Consider the following 17,028-nt stretch of genomic DNA (forward strand, 5'->3'; position numbering starts at 1 on the left):
AAACCAAAATCGGCTCCGTCACGATGGTGCAGATTGATCGGAAACCGCTCTAAGAGAGATTGTTGCGTTTTCGCGTCACTCGGCGACGGAAAGCGACCGCCGCAGCGGCAGCCCCATTGCTATCGGTCGCCGCCATGATAGCGTTTTCATCGATAGCGCGGCAGCAAGGCACGGGGGTGCCTCGCACAATCAAACCGCCGCGCACGACGTCTTTGGGGGAAATCATGAAGTTCACGGCTGCGCTGCTCCTGTCCGCCACCTGCCTCGCCAGCCCCGCGCTCGCGCAGACATCGACCGGAGGGACGACGCAGCCTGCCGCGACGCCGACCGGGGCCGAGCTGCCGCAGACGGGCGCGGGCCTGAACAGCGGCCGCGACGACAGCGGCGAAATCCTGGTCACCGGATCGCGGATCAAGCAGGACCCGAACAAGTCGGCGCTGCCGCTGCAGATCATCACGACGCAGCAGCTGGAGGAAAACGGGATCAGCAACCCCGAGCAGCTGATCGGCTTCCTGTCGGTCAACGGAACGGGTGCGGACAATCTGGCGTCGAACGCCGACGTGACCAGCGGCGCGCAGCGCGGCACGAACGGCCTGTCGGCGGCGAACCTGCGCGGGCAGGGCCCGGCCGGCACGCTGGTCCTGCTGAACGGTCGTCGCGTCGCGGCGCACGGGCTGACCGGCGGTGCCGTCGACGTGAACCAGATTCCGTTCGCCGCGCTGGAGCGGGTCGAGGTGCTGAAGGACGGCGCGTCGGCCATCTACGGCACCGACGCGGTCGGCGGCGTCATCAATTTCATCACGCGCAAGGACTATCAGGGCGTGGGGCTTCAGGGCTTCACCGATATCACCCAGCGCGGCGACGCGCCGATCTATCGCCTCAGTGCGATCGCCGGATATGGCGACATCAAGGAAAATGGCTTCAACGTCATGGCCTCGGTGTCGAAGAGCTGGAACGGCGCCTTGCAGGGTGCCGCGCGCGACTTCGTGAACGGCAACCAGCCGAACCGCGGCCTGACGATCGATACGCGCGGCACGCCGATCGCGACGGCGTTTCCGCTCAACCCCAGCGCCGCGTTCTTCCCGCGCGGTACGCTGTTGGGCGGGACGAGCGGCGCGACGCAGCTGACCAACCTGTTCATCCCGGGCACGAACATCGTCGCCAACGGCGGCATCAACGTGCTCGACCTGCCGGGCGGGGCAGGTTGCCAGACGATGGACGGCGGCCTCGCTTATGACGAGCAGCTGTGGAATGCGCCGGGCGCGCGCTTTGCCTGCGCCTGGGATACGGGCCGTGCCGCGGTGCTCCAGCAGCCGATCGAGACGCTGACCTATTTCGGGCGCGGCGTGCTGCGCATCGGCGGGCGGCACGACATCTCGCTGGAGATCACCGGGTCCGACGCGACGTCGGCCAAGCGCTTCTCGAACGCGCAGGTCAGCGGCAACACCAGCAACCTGCAGGTCGCCTACCCGCTGAACGACATCACGCGCACCACCTACAATGCGATCTACAGCCAGATCGCCGCAATCTTCCCGGCGATCGGCGCGGTCAATGACCGGACCGACGACAACATCGGCAACTACGGGAAACCGATCGCGTACCGCTGGCGGTGTATCGAGTGCGGGCCCCGCGAATACAACACGAACACCAAGACGTTCCGCGCCGCGCTGGGCTTCGAAGGCCCGCTGTTCGGCGACTGGGATTATCGCGCCGGCGCATCCTATGCGCGCAGTTCGGCGCAATCGACGCTCGGCAACGGCTATTACTACCGCGGCACGACGGCGACCAACGCGGTCGATCCCACGGCGCCGACGGCGCCCGGTGCCAGCGCGCCGGGCCTGCTCGGCCTGCTCAACAGCGGCATCATCAATCCGTTCAGCGTCGAGCAGTCGGATGCCGCGAAGGCGGGCTTGGCCGCGATATCGGCGTTCGGTGCGACGCTCTACGGCGGCAAGTACGAGGTGAAGCAGTTCGACGGATCGGTGTCGGGCGGCCTGTTCCCGATCTGGGGTCGCGAGATCAAGGCGGCGTTCGGCGTCGATTACCGTCGCGAGACCTATTCGTTCAACGGCACGCCGGCATCCGCGACCGGGCCGGTCATCTTCCTGGCCGCCTTCGACGCGGTGAATGCGCTGACGCCGAAGAACCGCAACGTGAAGGCCGCGTTCGGCGAAGTGATGATCCCGATCGGCCGTCCGCTGGAAATCACGCTTGCCGGCCGCGTCGACGATTACACGGGCTTCGGCAGCACGTTCAATCCGAAGGTGTCGGCCAAGTTCACGCCGACCGACTGGCTGATGTTCCGCGGGTCGTACAACACCGGCTTCCGCGTGCCGGCGTTCAACCAGATCTTTAACGGCGTCACCGACAGCCCGTATTCGGGCAGCGACCTGGTCGATCCGATCCGGTGCCCGACGTTCACGCCGAACACGACCGATCCCAACTGCGCCTTCATCCGCCCCGACATCCTGACCGGCGGCAATCTGAACCTCGGGCCGGAGACGACCAAGCAATTCACCGGCGGTGTCGTGTTCACCCCGTCGCGGCTGTGGTCGGCCTCGGTCGATTTCTGGAGCGTCGCGGTCGATAACACGATCACCAGCCTGACGCTGACGCAGCTGATCCAGAATGCGGCGCTGTTCCCGGAACGCTTCATCCGCGACCCGGCGACCAACGTCATCACCGACCTGGACAACCGCTTCATCAATGCCGGCGCCCGGCGGACCCAGGCGCTCGACTTCTCCGCGCGCGGCGGGTTCGAGGACGTGCTCGGCGGCCGGGTGAACTTCGGGATGGAGGGGACCTACCTGCTGAAGAAGCGCGAGAAGCTGACCCAGACCTCGGCCTATGGCCCGAGCCTGATCGGCGTCTTCACCTTCGCCGGCGATCTGGGTCTGAAGTGGAAGCACACCGCCTTCATCAACTACACGCGGCAGGATTTCGGTATCACGCTGACGCAGATCTACCGCGACGGGTATCGCAACGGCGCCCTGCCGGGCATCGCCGCGGGCACGGTGACGCGGCCGGACTACAACCGGTTCGTGCAGGAATACATCGTGTACAACCTGTCGGTCGCGTACACGGGCCTGTCGCCCGACTTCAAGATTACGGCCGGCATCCGCAACCTGTTCGACACCAAGCCGCCGTTCGCGATCACCTATGACGGCAATACCGGTGCCGGCGGGTCGTGGGAACCGCGCGTCGCCGACCCGCGGCTGCGCTCGTTCACGATCGGGGTGGATGCGAAGTTCTAAGGACGGGCGGCAAGGCGCCAGCGAAAGCTGGCGCCGAGCCTGAGCCCGAACCGGCCGGCGGCGCTAAAAGCGCCGACCGACGACGCGGCTTTGCCGCGGCGCGTGGCTAATCACTCCATCATCCCCGTTCGTGCTAAGCCTGTCGAGACGTTGTCCTTTTCTTCGTGCGGTCGCGACGACGAAGGGCAGCACTTCGACAAGCTCAGTAAGAACGGTGATGGGTGACACGCAAATGTGGGCTCACCGCCCGGTACACAACTCCCGAAAGCGCGCCGCCAGGAAGTCGATCACCACCTCCACTCGCGCCGGGCGCAGGGGGCTGGGCGGCGTCAGCAGGTGGAGCGTGATTCCCGCACTCGACCATTCGGGCAGGATTTCGACCAGGCGGCCGGCGGCGAGTTCGGGATCGACGATGAAATCGGGCAGCCGCGCGATGCCGAGGCCTGCGCACAGCGCCGGCAGCATCGCGTCGCCGTTGTCGGTGACGAGCGGCCCGGCCGGGCGCACCGCAGCTTCCTCGCCGCCGGGGCCGCGGAAGTGCCAGGCGCCGATGGCGTTGGCATAGGCGAAGCAGGCGTGGGTCGCGAGGTCGGCCGGGTGGCGCGGCGTGCCATGCGCGGCCAGGTATCTGGGTGACGCAACGACGCGGACGGTGACCGGGGCCAGCCGGCGCGCGCGCAGCGAACTGTCGGGCAGGTCGGCGATCCTCAGCGCGATGTCGAAATTGTCCGCCACGATGTCGACCCGTGCGTCCGATAGCCGCAGGTCGATCTCGATCCCCGGATGCGCCGCGATCAGGTCGGCGATGGCGTCGGCGGCGAAGCGGATGCCGAAGGTGATCGGCGCGGCGATCCTGACAAGCCCGGTCGGCGCGCGCGCAGCGTCGCGGGCGGCTTCCTCCGCGCCCTGTGCCTCGGCCAAGATACGCGCGGCACGCTCCGCCAGGGCCTGCCCGCTGTCGGTCAGCGCCAGCCGACGCGAGGTGCGGTGGAACAGCGTCGTGCCAAGCGACTGCTCCAGCCGCGCGACGCCCTTGCTGACGGTCGCCTTGCTCACCCCGATCGCGTTGGCGGCCGCGGTGAACGAGCGATGCTCGACGACGCAGGCGAACATCGCCCAGGCTTCGAAATCGGGCAGGCGCATCTCTCGTTTCCCAGTCGATATCAACGGTGCCGCATCATAACCACGAAACAATCTGTTTCCAACGTTTCCATTTACGCGACCGGCCCGTGGGCCGATATTGGTGACACCCAAGGAGTTGTCCGATGCTCGACACACGTAAGACGATCGACCGCCGCCCCTTCGAAACGCTGGGTCATGCCAACCACGGCTGGCTCGATGCGCGGCACCATTTCAGCTTCGCCAATTACCATGATCCGGCCCGCATGGGCTGGGGCGCGATCCGCGTGTGGAACGACGATGCCATCGCCGCCAACAGCGGCTTTCCGCCGCACCCGCACCGCGACATGGAAATCATCACCTACGTGCGCGCAGGCGCGATCACGCACCAGGATTCGATGGGTAACCAGGGACGCACGGGTGCGGGCGACGTGCAGGTGATGTCGGCGGGCAGCGGCGTGCGCCATGCCGAGTATAACCTGGAGGGCGAAGAGACGCGAATCTTCCAGATCTGGATCGAGCCGCGCACCAGCGGCGGCGCACCGTCGTGGGGCGCGAAGCCGTTTCCCAAGGGCGACCGGTCAGGTAGCTTCCAGACGCTCGCCAGCGGTTTCACCGACGAGATCGCGGCCGGCGCGTTGCCGATCCGGGCGGAGGCGCGCGTGCTCGGCGCGACGCTGAAGGCCGGCGAAACGCTGACCTACGACCTGGGCGCCGGCCGTCATGCCTATCTCGTCCCCGCGACGGGAGCGCTCGACATCGACGGCGAAACCATCGCCGCCCGCGACGGCGCCGCACTGGTCGGCGGTCGAACCTACACGATCACCGCCACCGACGAGGCCGAGATCGTCCTGGTCGACAGCGAGTAAACCCTTTTCGGCCCGAGGCGTTGTCCCTGCGACCTCGGGCCGCCCCATCCAGATTTAGGCCCATCCAGATTCAGGAGCGCATGTCATGGCGAAAGTCCTCGTCCTCTATTATTCGTCCTACGGCCATATCGAGCAGATGGCGGATGCCGTCGCCGAAGGCGCACGCGGCGCCGGTGCCGAGGTCGACATCCGTCGCGTCCGCGAAACCGCGCCGGACGAGGTTGCCAAGAACGCCGGATTCAAGACCGACACTGCGCACCCGGTGATGACCGACCCGAACGAGCTGGCCGACTACGACGCGATCATCGTAGGGTCACCGACCCGCTTCGGCCGCATGTCGAGCCAGATGGCGGCGTTCTGGGACACCGCCGGCGGGCTCTGGTACAAGGGCGGCCTGAACGGCAAGGTCGGCGCTGCCTTCACATCGACCGCCACCCAGCATGGCGGTCAGGAAACCACCCTGTTCAGCATCATCACCAACCTGCTGCACTTCGGCATGGTCGTGGTCGGGCTCGACTATGGCTATGAAGGCCACAGCGGCGTGAGCGAAGTCCACGGCACCACCCCCTATGGCGCATCGACGATCGCGGACGGCGACGGCAGCCGCCAGCCGAGCAGCGTCGATCTGGATGGCGCTCGCTACCAGGGGCGCCGCGTCGCCGAGGTTGCGGCGAAGCTGGTCGGCTGACCCCCTCGCGGTGGCCAGCGCAGCGTGTATAGGGCGGTGATGCTCGCAGATCGTATCATCTTCCTCGATGGCGAGGCGATCGTCCTCGACAAGCCCGCCGGCCTGCCGGTCGATTCCCCGCGCGACCGGTCGCCCAGCGTCGAGACGATGCTGGGCGACCTGACCTTCGGCTTCCACCGCCTGCCGCAGCCGGTCCACCGGATCGACCGCGACACCAGCGGTTGCCTGCTTCTGGCCCGCAATCCCGGCGCGATGAAACGCTTCGGCCAGGCGTTCGAGGCGGGCGAAGTGGCCAAGCGCTATCTCGCCGTCCTCGACGGCGTGCCGGAGGGGGAGGGCGGGCTGATCGACCTGCCGCTGACGAAGGTCAGCACGCGCGAGAGTGGCTGGCGGATGATCGGTCGCGCCGACGGCAAGGCGGCGCGCACCCACTGGTCGCTGGTCGCGGTGCAGGACGGTCGCGCGCTGGTCGAATTCCGGCCCGAAACAGGGCGGACCCATCAGTTGCGCGTTCATGCCGCGACGGGGCTCGGCTTGCCGATCGTCGGCGACCCCGTCTATGGCAGTGGGGGCGGCGAGGGCATGATGCTCCACGCCGCCAGCCTGCGCCTCGCCCGCCCCGGCAAGCCGCCGATCGAGGCGGAGGCCGACCTGCCGGCCCGCTTCGGGACGCTGGGCTTCGGCAACTAGCGATTGTCAGTCGGTCGGTTTGCCGCGCAGCGCCTTGACCGACGACCGTTTGGACTTGGTGTCCATCCGCCGCGCCTTCGCCGCCTTGCCGGGTTTCGTCGGACGTCGCGCCTTCGGGACGATCGTCGCCTCGCGAATCATCTCCAGCAGGCGCGTCAGCACATCCTCGCGGTTCATGTGCTGCGACCGCGATCCCTCGCTACGCAGCGACAGCACGCCGTCGCGCGTCATCCGGCTGCCCGCCAGCGCCGCCAGCCGACGCTTCACCGCGTCGGGCAGATTGGGGGATTGGGCCACGTCAAACCGCAGGATGACGGCGCTGTCGGTGGTGTTGACATGCTGCCCCCCGGCGCCGCTGGCCCGCGTCGCGGTATAGGTCAGTTCGTCGTCGTCGAGGGCAATCGAGCGGGTGACCGGAATGCGGGGCATGGGCCTTCGATATGGCGATTGGGCGGGTCTGTCACGCGGCTGCCCGGCGTGGCGCCGCTCACGGCGTGTCGGGCGCCGTCGCCCAGGCCTCCGCCTGTTCGACCGTGTCGAAGAAGGCGATATCCTCGCGACCGGACAGGCGGCGGATCTGGATCCTGGCCAGCGCCGAATCCGATACGAAGGCCAGCCGACGGGATCGTGCCGTGGGGTTTCGCAACATCGCGCTGAACGCGGCGACCGCGGCCTGCGACTGGATCACGATGCCGCTCGCGTCGCACACGCTGACGTGCCCGGTCGGGGGCAGGGGGCGCATCGCCCGAATGTGGTTGCCGACCGTCCGGGCGAAGGCGTGAACGTCCGTTTCGGAAAAGAATCCGCGGATCCGCAGGGATAGACATTTGCGCTCCGTGCAACTCGCGACCTCCCAGGCGGCGGCTGCGCCGATCGTTTCCGGTGAGACATCGTGGCGACGGGACATGGGGCTGCTCTTCCTGCCGAGAACGCCGGCATGTGCCATCGATAGATCGGCCGACCCTTAGAAAAAGCTAATCCACATCGCATTTGTCGCCGTCGCGGAATACCGCGCGGCGGCGCCTCTCCCCGGACGGCACCAGGCACGCTATATTCAGGCCCATGTACGATTTCACCATCACCGCCGAGTCCAAGTCAGACCTCTACCGCGATCTCGAATCCGCGCTCGACGCGTTGACCGCCGACGAGCCCGACGCGATCGCCAACATGGCCAACGTGTCCGCGCTGATCTGGCAATATCTGCCCGACCTCAACTGGGCAGGCTTCTATCGCAACGTGAACGACGAACTCGTCCTGGGGCCGTTCCAGGGCAAGGCGGCGTGCATCCGCATCCCGGTCGGCAAGGGCGTGTGCGGTGCGGCGGCGCAGACGCGCGAGACGCAACTGGTCGAAGACGTCCATGCCTTTCCGGGCCACATCGCCTGCGATGCCGCCAGCCGGTCGGAACTGGTCGTGCCGATCGTCAGCCAGGGTGAACTGATCGGCGTGCTGGATCTCGACAGCCCGTCGCCCGCCCGGTTCGATGCCGGCGATGCCGCGGGATGCGAGGCGCTGATGCGCATCCTTGCGCCGCGGCTCGCGCGTTAACCGGTCGCTGCCCCGGATCGGGATTCGATTAACCATCGTTTCGCGTTCAAAACATGGCTCCGGACGCTTATTCTCTCGTTAAGCCTTAACCTTGGTGCGGGGGCGCACCGACAGGGAGTTTTAACGATGCGCAGCCTTTGGATTGCCACGCTGACCGCGACCGCACTGGTTCCTGCGGCGGCCTTTGCCCAGTCCGTCGCCCGCAGCGGCGCAATGAGCGCGCCGGGCACGTTCGCCGGTGCGCGGGCCGGTGCCGGCGGCGCCTTCAGCCAGGCGCGCAGCGCACCGCCGATGGCGATGCCGCGCGGTGGCGGCTGGAGCGGGGTCCAGGTCCGCGGCGGTACTTGGTCGGGTCCGCGCGGCGGCGCCTGGTCGGGCGCCAACAGCCAGGCCCGCTCGGGCAGCTGGTCGCGCAGCTGGAGCGGCCCGCGGGGCACTTGGACCGGCCAGCGCTGGACCGGCGGGTCGCGTTGGGGCAACCGGATCGACGGGCGCTGGGCGGTCGGCGGCTGGGCGCCGGGCGGCTGGAGCGCGTATCGCCGTCCGACCCGCGGCTGGGTGCTGCCGAGCTACTGGTACGCGCCGAGCTACGCGATCAACGACTTTGCCTTCTATGGTCTGGGCGCGCCGCCGGTCGGCTACAGCTGGTCGCGCTACTACGACGACGCGGTGCTGGTCGACGGGCGCGGGCGCGTGTTCGACAGTGTCAGCGGGATCGACTGGAACCGCTACGACGGCGCGGTCGCCTATGACGACTATGCCTATGACGATGGCGACGCCTACTACGCCGACGGCGTGGACGATGACTACGCCCCGCGCGGTCGCGGACGCGACAACGGTGTCGGCGGCGCGGTGATCGGCGGCGTCGTTGGCGGTGTGGCCGGCAACGTCATCGCCGGCCGTGGCGATCGCCTGGCCGGCACCGTGATCGGCGCAGGCGTCGGTGCGGTCGCCGGTGCGGCGATCGATCGGGCCGAGGATCGCGGGCGCGACCGGCGCTATCACGATGAGCGGCGCCATGACGACCGCGGCACGCCCTATGGCTATCCGGGCCGCGACCTCCCGCCCCCGCCCCCGCCGGGCGCCTATCCGCCCCCGCCGCCGCCTCCGGGCATGTTGCCCCCGCCGCCGGTCGTCCATTATGGTGGCGGCTATGCCGGCGGGTACGAAACCCGCGTCTACAGCTCGGGCGGGTACGGCTATTATGGCGGTACCACGACGACCGTCACGGTGATGCCGACGACCACCGAAACGGTCGAGACGATTACCTACTACGACAACGTCCAGACCCCGCGACACGTCTATCGCAAGCCGAGGGCGGTGGTGCGCCACTACCGCGCGCCGACGAAGATCCTCCAGCGTTCGAAGATCCTGAGTCGCTGACCGGATCGGGTGGGGTCGGGCAGGTGCCCGGCCCACCCCATCCTCTGGGGCCAGCGCTCACGAGGTCTTCGGAATAGGACAGCTAGGCAAACCTCCGTTCGCCCTAAGCCTGTCGAAGGGCTGTTCTTCTTCGAGCGGCATAGTGTGACACGAAGGAAAGGGCAGGGCTTCGACAAGCTCAGCCCGAACGGGGGGAGGGAGGAGGGCTCGCGCCCCTCAACTCACCCGGTCGATATCCTCACGGCTGAGCGATCCCGGGATCAGCATAATCGGCACGCTCAGCGCGCCTGCGTCCGTCCCTGCGAAGTGGCTGACCAGCGGCCCCGGCGCGCCGCTAGACGCAGCACCCAATACCAGAGCGGCGATCTCGGGATTGGCGTCGATCATCTCGCGGACGATCTTCGGCCCGTCGCCCTGGCGCACCACGATCGACGGCGTCACGCCCGATTCCGCCAGTAGCGTGCCGGCAGCCCCCGCGACGACCGCTTCGGCATGCAGCCGCGCCTCGTCCTCGATCGTCGCCTGAACGCCGCCCCACTGGACGAATTCGGACGGCGGGATCAGCGCCAGGATCTCGACCCCGCCGCCGGTCTTCACCGCGCGCCGCGCCGCGAAGCGCAGGGCATTTTCTGCCTCGGGACTGTCATCGACCACGACCAGATAGGTCCGCATTGCACACATCCCCCGCCTTTTCGGCCTCTACGTGCCGTCTGCGGAGGGGCAACGCAAGCGCCGGCCCCGAGAAGCGGCCTTGACCGCAGGCGGTGCGTTCGCAAGAGAGGGCGCCCTAACGGAAACAGGACCCGTCATGGCGATCGATCTGAAAATGCCCGCGCTTTCCCCGACGATGGAGGAAGGCACGCTCGCCAAGTGGCTGGTCAAGGAAGGCGACGTCGTAAAGGCGGGCGACCTGCTCGCCGAGATCGAGACCGACAAGGCGACGATGGAATTCGAGGCGGTCGATGAAGGTACCATCGCCAGCATCCTGGTCGCCGAGGGTACGGACGGCGTGAAGGTCGGCACTGTCATCGCGACGATCGCCGCCGAGGGCGAGGATGCGTCCGCCGCACCGGCGGCGAAGGCCGAAGCCCCCAAGGCGGAAGAAACGCCCGCCGAAGCGCCCAAGGCTGCGGCGCCCGCGCCGAGCCCGACGCCGACGCCGACGCCGGCTCAGGCCCCCGCCGCCTCGGGCGACCGCGTAAAGGCATCGCCGCTTGCGCGCCGCATGGCGGCGGAGAAGGGCGTCGAGCTGTCGGGCGTCACCGGCTCGGGTCCGAACGGGCGGATCGTGAAGGCCGACATAGAGAGCGCGAAGGCCGGCGCCGCTCCGGCGAAGGCCGCCGAAAGTGCCCCGACCCCGGCGCCGACCGCCAGCGAAGCGCCTGCCGCCGCTGCCCCCGCGGCCCCGGCCAAGGTCTGGTGGGACGAGAGCATCCCGCACGAGGTCGAGAAGCTCACCAACATCCGCAAGACCATCGCGCGTCGCCTGACCGAATCGAAACAGACCGTCCCGCACATCTATCTGACGGTCGACATCCGCCTCGATGCGCTGCTGAAGCTGCGCGCCGACCTGAACAAGGCGCTCGACGCGCGCGGCGTGAAGCTGTCGGTCAACGACCTGCTGATCAAGGCGCTGGGCGTGGCGCTCGACGCGACGCCCAAGTGCAACGTCACCTTCACCGGCGATTCGCTGGTCAGCTACAAGCGCGCCGACGTTTCGGTCGCGGTGTCGACCCCGACCGGGCTCATCACCCCGATCATCCGCGACGCCGCCAACGCCTCGCCGTCGAGCATCTCGACGCAGATGAAGGAGCTTGCCGGCCGCGCCAAGGAAGGGAAGCTGAAGCCGGAGGAATATCAGGGCGGCACCGCGTCGCTCAGCAACATGGGCATGTTCGGCATCAAGCAGTTCGAAGCCGTCATCAACCCGCCGCAGGGCATGATCATGGCGATCGGCGCAGGCGAAAAGCGGCCGTACATCGTTGACGACGCGCTGGGCGTCGCGACCGTCATGTCGGCGACCGGCAGCTTCGACCACCGCGCGATCGACGGCGCGGACGGCGCGCAGCTGATGAAGGCGTTCAAGGAGCTGGTCGAATCACCGCTCGGCATGATCGCCTGAGCCGAGGGAGCGGACAGGTGCCAAAGCGCACGCTGATCGAACTCTTCTTCATCGGGACCGGGCTGGCCGCGACGGTGGCGATCGTCTCCGTCGCGGCCTGGGCCTACCCCCTCGCGCGGCGCGAGATCGAGGTCAGTGGCTGGGTGATCGCGGTCATCATCCTGTTGATCGGTATCGGCCCCATCCGCCGCGCATGGCGACAGGATCGCACTCATGGCTGAGCCTATCCGGACCCTTCAGACCCCGCCGGCGCAACAACCCGCTATCCGCGTGACGACGATGCCGGCGGATGCCAATCCGTACGGCGATATCTTCGGCGGCTGGCTGATGAGCCAGATGGACATGGCCGCCGGCCTGGTCGCATCGCGCCACGCGCACGGCCGTGCGGTGACGATCGCGGTCGAGGGCATGAAATTCCACGCGCCGGTCGCGGTCGGTGACGAAGTGTCGGTCTATGCCGATCTGGTAAAGGTCGGCCGCACATCGATGACGATCGACGTCCAGGCCTGGCGCCGCGGCCGCCATGTCGAGGAAAGCTGCCTCGTCACCCAGGCACAGTTCGTGTTCGTCGCGATCGACGCGGACCGCAAACCGCGTCCGATCGCGGGATGATCCCCTGGCTCGCGTATCCGGTCGCGATCGGGGCGGCGGTGCCGACGACGCTGGTCGTGCTGGCGCTCTGGATGCTGCGCGCGGCGGTGGTCGATCATGACAGCGTCGACAGTGTCTTCCTGCCGATGGTTTTCCTGTTGGTCCCGCTGATCTTTTTCGTCTCGATCGCCGGGAACGTCGTCGGCGTGCTGGTCGGGCAGATCGCGAGCATCGTCGCGCCGATGGCCGCACGGCTCGTCGCGGTGTTGGCCGCGGGTGTGGTCTGTGCCGCCGCCTGCGTCTGGAGCCAGCGCGGCACCTTCGGGCGCCGATCCAATCCGGTGTCTGCCAGTGCGGTCGTGCTGCTGGCGGTCGCCGACATGCTCATTCTCGCCGGCGGGCTCAGCCTGTTGCCCGGCAAATCCAATCTCTGAACGGGAGTCTGAAACGACATGGCCGAAACCTATGACCTGATCGTGCTGGGCTCCGGCCCGGGCGGCTATGTCGCGGCGATCCGCGGGAGCCAGTTGGGGCTGAAGGTCGCGATCGTCGAGCGCGAACTGCTTGGCGGCATCTGCCTCAACTGGGGCTGCATTCCGACCAAGGCGCTGCTGCGCTCGGCCGAGATCCTGCATTACATGCAGCATGCCAAGGATTACGGGCTGAAGGCTGACAACATCTCGGCCGACCTCGACGCGGTGGTCAAGCGCTCGCGCGGTGTCTCGAAGCAGCTCAATCAGGGCGTCACGCACCTGATGAAGAAGAACAAGATCGCGGTGCACATGGGCACCGGCAAGCTGACGGGGAAGGGGAAGCTCAGCGTCACCGACAAGGACGGCAAGACGACCGAGCTGACCGCGAAGAACATCATCGTGGCTACCGGCGCGCGCGCGCGCGACCTGCCGAACCTGCCGGCCGACGGCAAGCGTGTCTGGACCTATCGTCACGCGATGGTGCCACCTGAGATGCCGACCAAGCTGCTGGTCATCGGATCGGGCGCCATCGGGATCGAATTCGCCAGCTTCTATAACGATATGGGCGCCGACGTGACGGTCGTCGAAATGATGGACCGCATCGTGCCGGTCGAGGATGCCGACGTGTCCGCCTTCCTCGAAAAGGCGCTCAAGAAGCAGGGGATGACCATCCTGACCGGCGCTAGCGTGTCGGACCTCAAGGCGACCGACACGGGCGTCACCGCCAAGCTGAAGGACAAGGCGGGCAAGGAAACCGCGGCGGAGTTCAGCCACGTCATCGTCGCGATCGGCATCGTGCCGAACACCGCCGACATCGGCCTGAAGGAACTGGGCGTCGCAATCGACGACCGCGGCTTCCTGAAGACCGACGCGATGTGCCGGACCAATGTCGAGGGGGTCTGGGCGATCGGCGACATCACCGCCCCGCCGTGGCTCGCGCACAAGGCCAGCCACGAAGGCGTAATCGCGGCCGAAGCCATCGCCGGCGGCCATCCGCATGCGATGGACCCGAAAAACATCCCGGGCTGCACCTATTGCCATCCGCAGGTCGCCAGTGTCGGCCTGACCGAAGCTAAGGCGAAGGAAGCCGGTTACGAGCTGAAGGTCGGCACCTTTCCGTTCATCGGCAACGGCAAGGCGATCGCGCTGGGCGAGGCGGAAGGCTTCATCAAGACGGTGTTCGACGCCAAGACCGGCGAACTGCTGGGCGCGCACATGGTCGGCGCGGAAGTGACCGAGCTGATCCAAGGCTACACCGTCGGCAAGACGCTGGAGACGACCGAGGCCGAGCTGATGGAGACGGTCTTCCCGCACCCGACGCTCAGCGAGATGATGCACGAGAGCGTGTTGGCGGCGTACGGACGGGCGCTGCATATCTGATGCGGGCGGCCTGCGATGTGCTCCGGCCGATCGCAGGCTTGCCGCGGCGCGCAGCGGTGGTGGCGAAGCCGCCACCGTTATACGGCGTGGCGCGGTACACATCGCTCCGAACTGGACAATTCACTGATGATCCGCCGCCTCGTCGCCGCTGCCTGCGTATGTCTCCTCACGGCCGCCGCTGACCCGCCACTCGACCACGCATCCGATGCCCGCGCGCTGGATCGGCTGATCGTCGAGAATTACGCCTATATCGATCGTCTGCCCGGCGGGCGTCTGCCTGATTCTCCAGCCCTCGCCGCGGAACGCGACGCCGTCCGCAGTGGCGAGGCGCTGCTGCATTATGCCGAGGATCGGATCGCGAGCCTGGCGGACCACCATGCGATCACGGGCCAGTCGTTCAGGGACAGCTGGGCACTGGTGCCGAGTTTTACGGATGTATGGGTCGTGCGCGATGGCGACGGCTATGTCATCGACGCGGTCCGCGATCGCAGTCCGGCGGCCGAGGCGGGGATCCACGCCGGAGACCGCCTGGTCGCGGTCGGCGGACGCCCGGTCGCCGACGCTGTCACCGGCTTCTGGGATCGCTTGGGCCTGACCGAGACTCCGCAGCGTGCCGACTATGCTGTCCGGGTGCTTGTGGCGGGACGTCGCGATGGACCGCGACGGTTGATCGTCGAACGAAATGCCGTGCGGCGGGAGCTGACGCTTGACAGCCTCTATACCCGGACGCGCTCGGGTCCTCCGGTGATCGTCGATCGCACGGGCCGTACGAGCACGCTACGCTTCAACGACAGCCTGGGCGATTCAGCGACGATCGCGGCCTTCGACACGGCCATGGCTGCGGTGCCGCCGGGGGATCGGCTGGTGCTGGACCTGACCGATACGGGGTCGGGCGGTAATACTAGCGTCGCGCGGGCCGTCATGGGATGGTTTGTCGACCGGCCGACCGGTTATCAAGTGCATACCCTGCCGGTCGAGGAGCGCGAAACCGGCATCGCTCGCCAGTGGATCGAGCAGGTCCTGCCGCGCGCCGGCAAGCGCTGGCGCGGCCACGTGTCCGCGCGGGTGGGCCGATGGACCGGCAGCATGGGCGAGGGAATGGCGATCGGCCTGGACGCAATCGGCGTTCCAGTGATGGGAACGCGGATGGCGGGACTGCTCGGCGCGGTCTATGATTTCACGCTGCCCGCCAGCGGGTTGCGGGTCAAGTTTCCGGCCGAACGCCTGTCGTCGGTGTCCGGGGTGCCGCGTGAGGATTTCGTCCCAAAGCCGGAACCGTCCGACCGCCGCCGGCCCCATTGACGGCATCCCGCGACGCGACGCGGTGGTTTGACGCCGGTGCGGCCTATTCGGCGTCCGACCGGGCGATTGCCGCGTAATAGCGTGCCGCCCGTTCGCGGCTGACGGCGATCCATGCGCCGGCTCCGATCGGCAGGTTGTCGTTCGCCGCGCGCCGCGCCCAGTCGCGCAGAATCAGAGGCAGGCTGCGGCGCAGGGGCGGGCGGGCGGGGCAGGGCGGACAGGCCATGGCCGCTTCCATGCCCCGCGACCCGTTTCGAGGCGGTTAAGCCCCTGACCCGGCAGAGCGCCCCGGTTGACCGAAAGCACCCATCTGCGTATAGGCGCCTCCGTCCCGGTCGATGGCCGCGGGGGTGATTCCGCCCGTGCGAGCATAACCGGGACAGAGCTGAACGTTGCTGGAGACTGACGGGGCCCGGGGGGCATGTGCTTCCCACGGCCCTTTACGGCGTTTCGAGAAACATCAAGGGCTCCAGCAAAGTAACCGCCGGAATTCGCCGGTAAACACAAAGGTGAAGGGCTTCATGCCAACGATCAACCAGCTGATCCGCAAGGGTCGCGAACCGCAGAAGGCCAAGTCGAAGGTCCCTGCGATGGAGCAGAACCCGCAGAAGCGCGGCGTCTGCACGCGCGTCTACACGACGACTCCGAAGAAGCCGAACTCGGCGCTCCGCAAGGTCGCCAAGGTCCGTCTGACCAACCAGCGCGAAGTCATCTCGTACATCCCGGGCGAAGGCCACAACCTGCAGGAGCACTCGGTCGTGCTCATCCGCGGCGGCCGTGTGCGCGATCTTCCCGGCGTTCGTTACCACGTCCTGCGCGGCGTGCTCGATACGCAGGGTGTGAAGAACCGCAAGCAGAGCCGTTCGAAGTACGGCGCAAAGCGTCCGAAGTAAGCCGGTCGGCTAGCTAGCCGACCCTCGCATGGCTGAAGTTTGAAGGAAGAAATCAATGGCTCGTCGTCGTCGTCCCGAGAAGCGGGAAATTCTGCCGGACCCCAAGTTCGGTGATGAGGTTCTGTCCAAGTTCATGAACAGCGTGATGCTGGACGGCAAGAAGGCCGTCGCGGAAGGCATCGTGTATTCGGCGATGGAAACCGTCGAAACGCGTGCGAAGAAGGACCCGCTCGGCGTGTTCCATGACGCGCTGAACAACATCAAGCCCGGCATCGAAGTCCGCAGCCGCCGCGTCGGCGGCGCGACTTACCAGGTCCCGGTCGAGGTGCGCCCCGAGCGCGCCCAGGCGCTGGCCATCCGCTGGCTGATCACTGCGGCCCGCAACCGCAGCGAGCACACCATGTCGGCGCGCCTGTCGGGCGAACTGCTCGACGCGTCGAACAACCGCGGCAATGCGGTCAAGAAGCGCGAAGACACGCACCGCATGGCGGAAGCGAACCGCGCGTTCAGCCACTACCGCTGGTAATTTAGGTTACTATATGGGTGGAAGCGCTCCGGCGCCTCCACCCAATACCGTTCGCCCTGAGCTTGTCGAAGGGCTGCACTTCTTCCGAAGTGAAGAAGGAAGGACAGGGCTTCGACAAGCTCAGCCCGAACGGGTTGGGACTCGGAGCCCTCATACGCATTTAGCCCGCCGCACAGTCGGCACAGGAGTG

At 67.4% G+C, this 17,028-nt stretch carries 19 protein-coding genes; 14 read left to right on the forward strand and 5 right to left on the reverse strand.

Annotated features, from left to right (window positions below; all coding sequences use genetic code 11):
- The first annotated feature begins 224 nt into the window (after positions 1-224).
- The gene (locus ASE86_RS05740) at positions 225-3,254 is read left to right on the forward strand and encodes a TonB-dependent receptor domain-containing protein (RefSeq protein WP_056423535.1); all 3,030 of its coding nucleotides are present in this window, start codon (positions 225-227) and stop codon (positions 3,252-3,254) included.
- Between the two features lie 240 nt (positions 3,255-3,494).
- Here the strand turns inward: ASE86_RS05740 and ASE86_RS05745 are convergent, their stop codons facing one another.
- A complete protein-coding gene (locus ASE86_RS05745; RefSeq protein ID WP_056423537.1) occupies positions 3,495-4,397 on the reverse strand; it encodes a LysR family transcriptional regulator in 903 nt (300 codons plus the stop codon).
- 122 nt (positions 4,398-4,519) lie between these two features.
- Here ASE86_RS05745 and ASE86_RS05750 point away from each other — a divergent pair, with 122 nt between their 5' ends.
- The 3 genes from ASE86_RS05750 to ASE86_RS05760 all read left to right on the forward strand — a co-directional run bounded on the left by ASE86_RS05750 (position 4,520) and on the right by ASE86_RS05760 (position 6,620).
- Positions 4,520-5,242: a pirin family protein gene (locus ASE86_RS05750; RefSeq protein ID WP_056423539.1), complete on the forward strand. Its 723-nt coding sequence runs from the start codon at positions 4,520-4,522 to the stop codon at positions 5,240-5,242.
- 85 nt (positions 5,243-5,327) lie between these two features.
- Positions 5,328-5,930, forward strand: a complete 603-nt coding sequence (wrbA, locus tag ASE86_RS05755) for an NAD(P)H:quinone oxidoreductase (RefSeq protein ID WP_056423540.1) — start codon at positions 5,328-5,330, stop codon at positions 5,928-5,930.
- A gap of 39 nt (positions 5,931-5,969) precedes the next feature.
- Complete coding sequence (locus ASE86_RS05760) at positions 5,970-6,620, forward strand: RluA family pseudouridine synthase (protein ID WP_056423542.1); 651 nt, start codon at positions 5,970-5,972, stop codon at positions 6,618-6,620.
- Between the two features lie 6 nt (positions 6,621-6,626).
- On the opposite strand, the gene arfB is transcribed toward ASE86_RS05760, so the two are convergent.
- A complete protein-coding gene (gene arfB / locus ASE86_RS05765) occupies positions 6,627-7,049 on the reverse strand; it encodes an alternative ribosome rescue aminoacyl-tRNA hydrolase ArfB (RefSeq protein WP_056423544.1) in 423 nt (140 codons plus the stop codon).
- A 58-nt stretch (positions 7,050-7,107) separates the two neighbouring features.
- Positions 7,108-7,362, reverse strand: coding sequence for a hypothetical protein (locus tag ASE86_RS05770; protein ID WP_056423546.1), 255 nt, complete (start codon positions 7,360-7,362; stop codon positions 7,108-7,110).
- A gap of 320 nt (positions 7,363-7,682) precedes the next feature.
- Here ASE86_RS05770 and ASE86_RS05775 point away from each other — a divergent pair, with 320 nt between their 5' ends.
- Entirely contained in the window at positions 7,683-8,168 is a 486-nt protein-coding gene (locus tag ASE86_RS05775; RefSeq protein ID WP_056423548.1) for a GAF domain-containing protein, read from the forward strand.
- A gap of 126 nt (positions 8,169-8,294) precedes the next feature.
- The gene (locus tag ASE86_RS16290; RefSeq protein ID WP_056423550.1) at positions 8,295-9,551 is read left to right on the forward strand and encodes an RcnB family protein; all 1,257 of its coding nucleotides are present in this window, start codon (positions 8,295-8,297) and stop codon (positions 9,549-9,551) included.
- A 216-nt stretch (positions 9,552-9,767) separates the two neighbouring features.
- On the opposite strand, the gene ASE86_RS05785 is transcribed toward ASE86_RS16290, so the two are convergent.
- Positions 9,768-10,223 carry a universal stress protein gene (locus ASE86_RS05785; protein WP_056423552.1) on the reverse strand — a complete coding sequence of 152 codons (456 nt, stop codon included), beginning with the start codon at positions 10,221-10,223 and terminating at the stop codon, positions 9,768-9,770.
- Positions 10,224-10,359: 136 nt separating this feature from the next.
- On the opposite strand from ASE86_RS05785, the gene ASE86_RS05790 reads away from it, so the two are divergent.
- The 6 genes from ASE86_RS05790 (at position 10,360) to ASE86_RS05815 (ending at position 15,419) form a co-directional block, all read left to right on the forward strand.
- Positions 10,360-11,673 (forward strand): pyruvate dehydrogenase complex dihydrolipoamide acetyltransferase, encoded by a 1,314-nt coding sequence (locus ASE86_RS05790; RefSeq protein WP_056423554.1) that lies wholly within the window; start codon positions 10,360-10,362, stop codon positions 11,671-11,673.
- 17 nt (positions 11,674-11,690) lie between these two features.
- Positions 11,691-11,894: a hypothetical protein gene (locus ASE86_RS05795; protein WP_056423556.1), complete on the forward strand. Its 204-nt coding sequence runs from the start codon at positions 11,691-11,693 to the stop codon at positions 11,892-11,894.
- Positions 11,887-12,285, forward strand: coding sequence for an acyl-CoA thioesterase (locus tag ASE86_RS05800; protein WP_056423559.1), 399 nt, complete (start codon positions 11,887-11,889; stop codon positions 12,283-12,285). The genes ASE86_RS05795 and ASE86_RS05800 overlap by 8 nt, the downstream gene beginning before the upstream one ends.
- Positions 12,282-12,698 carry a hypothetical protein gene (locus ASE86_RS05805; RefSeq protein ID WP_056423561.1) on the forward strand — a complete coding sequence of 139 codons (417 nt, stop codon included), beginning with the start codon at positions 12,282-12,284 and terminating at the stop codon, positions 12,696-12,698. The genes ASE86_RS05800 and ASE86_RS05805 overlap by 4 nt, the downstream gene beginning before the upstream one ends.
- A gap of 18 nt (positions 12,699-12,716) precedes the next feature.
- Positions 12,717-14,117, forward strand: coding sequence for a dihydrolipoyl dehydrogenase (gene lpdA / locus ASE86_RS05810; protein WP_056423563.1), 1,401 nt, complete (start codon positions 12,717-12,719; stop codon positions 14,115-14,117).
- Positions 14,118-14,243: 126 nt separating this feature from the next.
- Entirely contained in the window at positions 14,244-15,419 is a 1,176-nt protein-coding gene (locus tag ASE86_RS05815; RefSeq protein ID WP_056423566.1) for a S41 family peptidase, read from the forward strand.
- 43 nt (positions 15,420-15,462) lie between these two features.
- Here ASE86_RS05815 and ASE86_RS05820 read toward each other — a convergent pair whose 3' ends face one another.
- The gene (locus ASE86_RS05820; RefSeq protein ID WP_156347035.1) at positions 15,463-15,645 is read right to left on the reverse strand and encodes a hypothetical protein; all 183 of its coding nucleotides are present in this window, start codon (positions 15,643-15,645) and stop codon (positions 15,463-15,465) included.
- Between the two features lie 295 nt (positions 15,646-15,940).
- Between ASE86_RS05820 and rpsL the strand changes: the two genes are divergently transcribed.
- Together rpsL and rpsG are read left to right on the forward strand one after the other, a co-directional pair.
- On the forward strand, positions 15,941-16,312 hold the full coding sequence (gene rpsL / locus ASE86_RS05825; RefSeq protein ID WP_056426693.1) for a 30S ribosomal protein S12: 372 nt from the start codon (positions 15,941-15,943) through the stop codon (positions 16,310-16,312).
- 55 nt (positions 16,313-16,367) lie between these two features.
- Positions 16,368-16,838 carry a 30S ribosomal protein S7 gene (gene rpsG / locus ASE86_RS05830; protein WP_056423570.1) on the forward strand — a complete coding sequence of 157 codons (471 nt, stop codon included), beginning with the start codon at positions 16,368-16,370 and terminating at the stop codon, positions 16,836-16,838.
- The last annotated feature ends 190 nt before the right edge of the window (positions 16,839-17,028 follow it).

It is taken from the genome of Sphingomonas sp. Leaf33 (genome assembly GCF_001421785.1).
Classification (GTDB): Bacteria; Pseudomonadota; Alphaproteobacteria; order Sphingomonadales; family Sphingomonadaceae; genus Sphingomonas.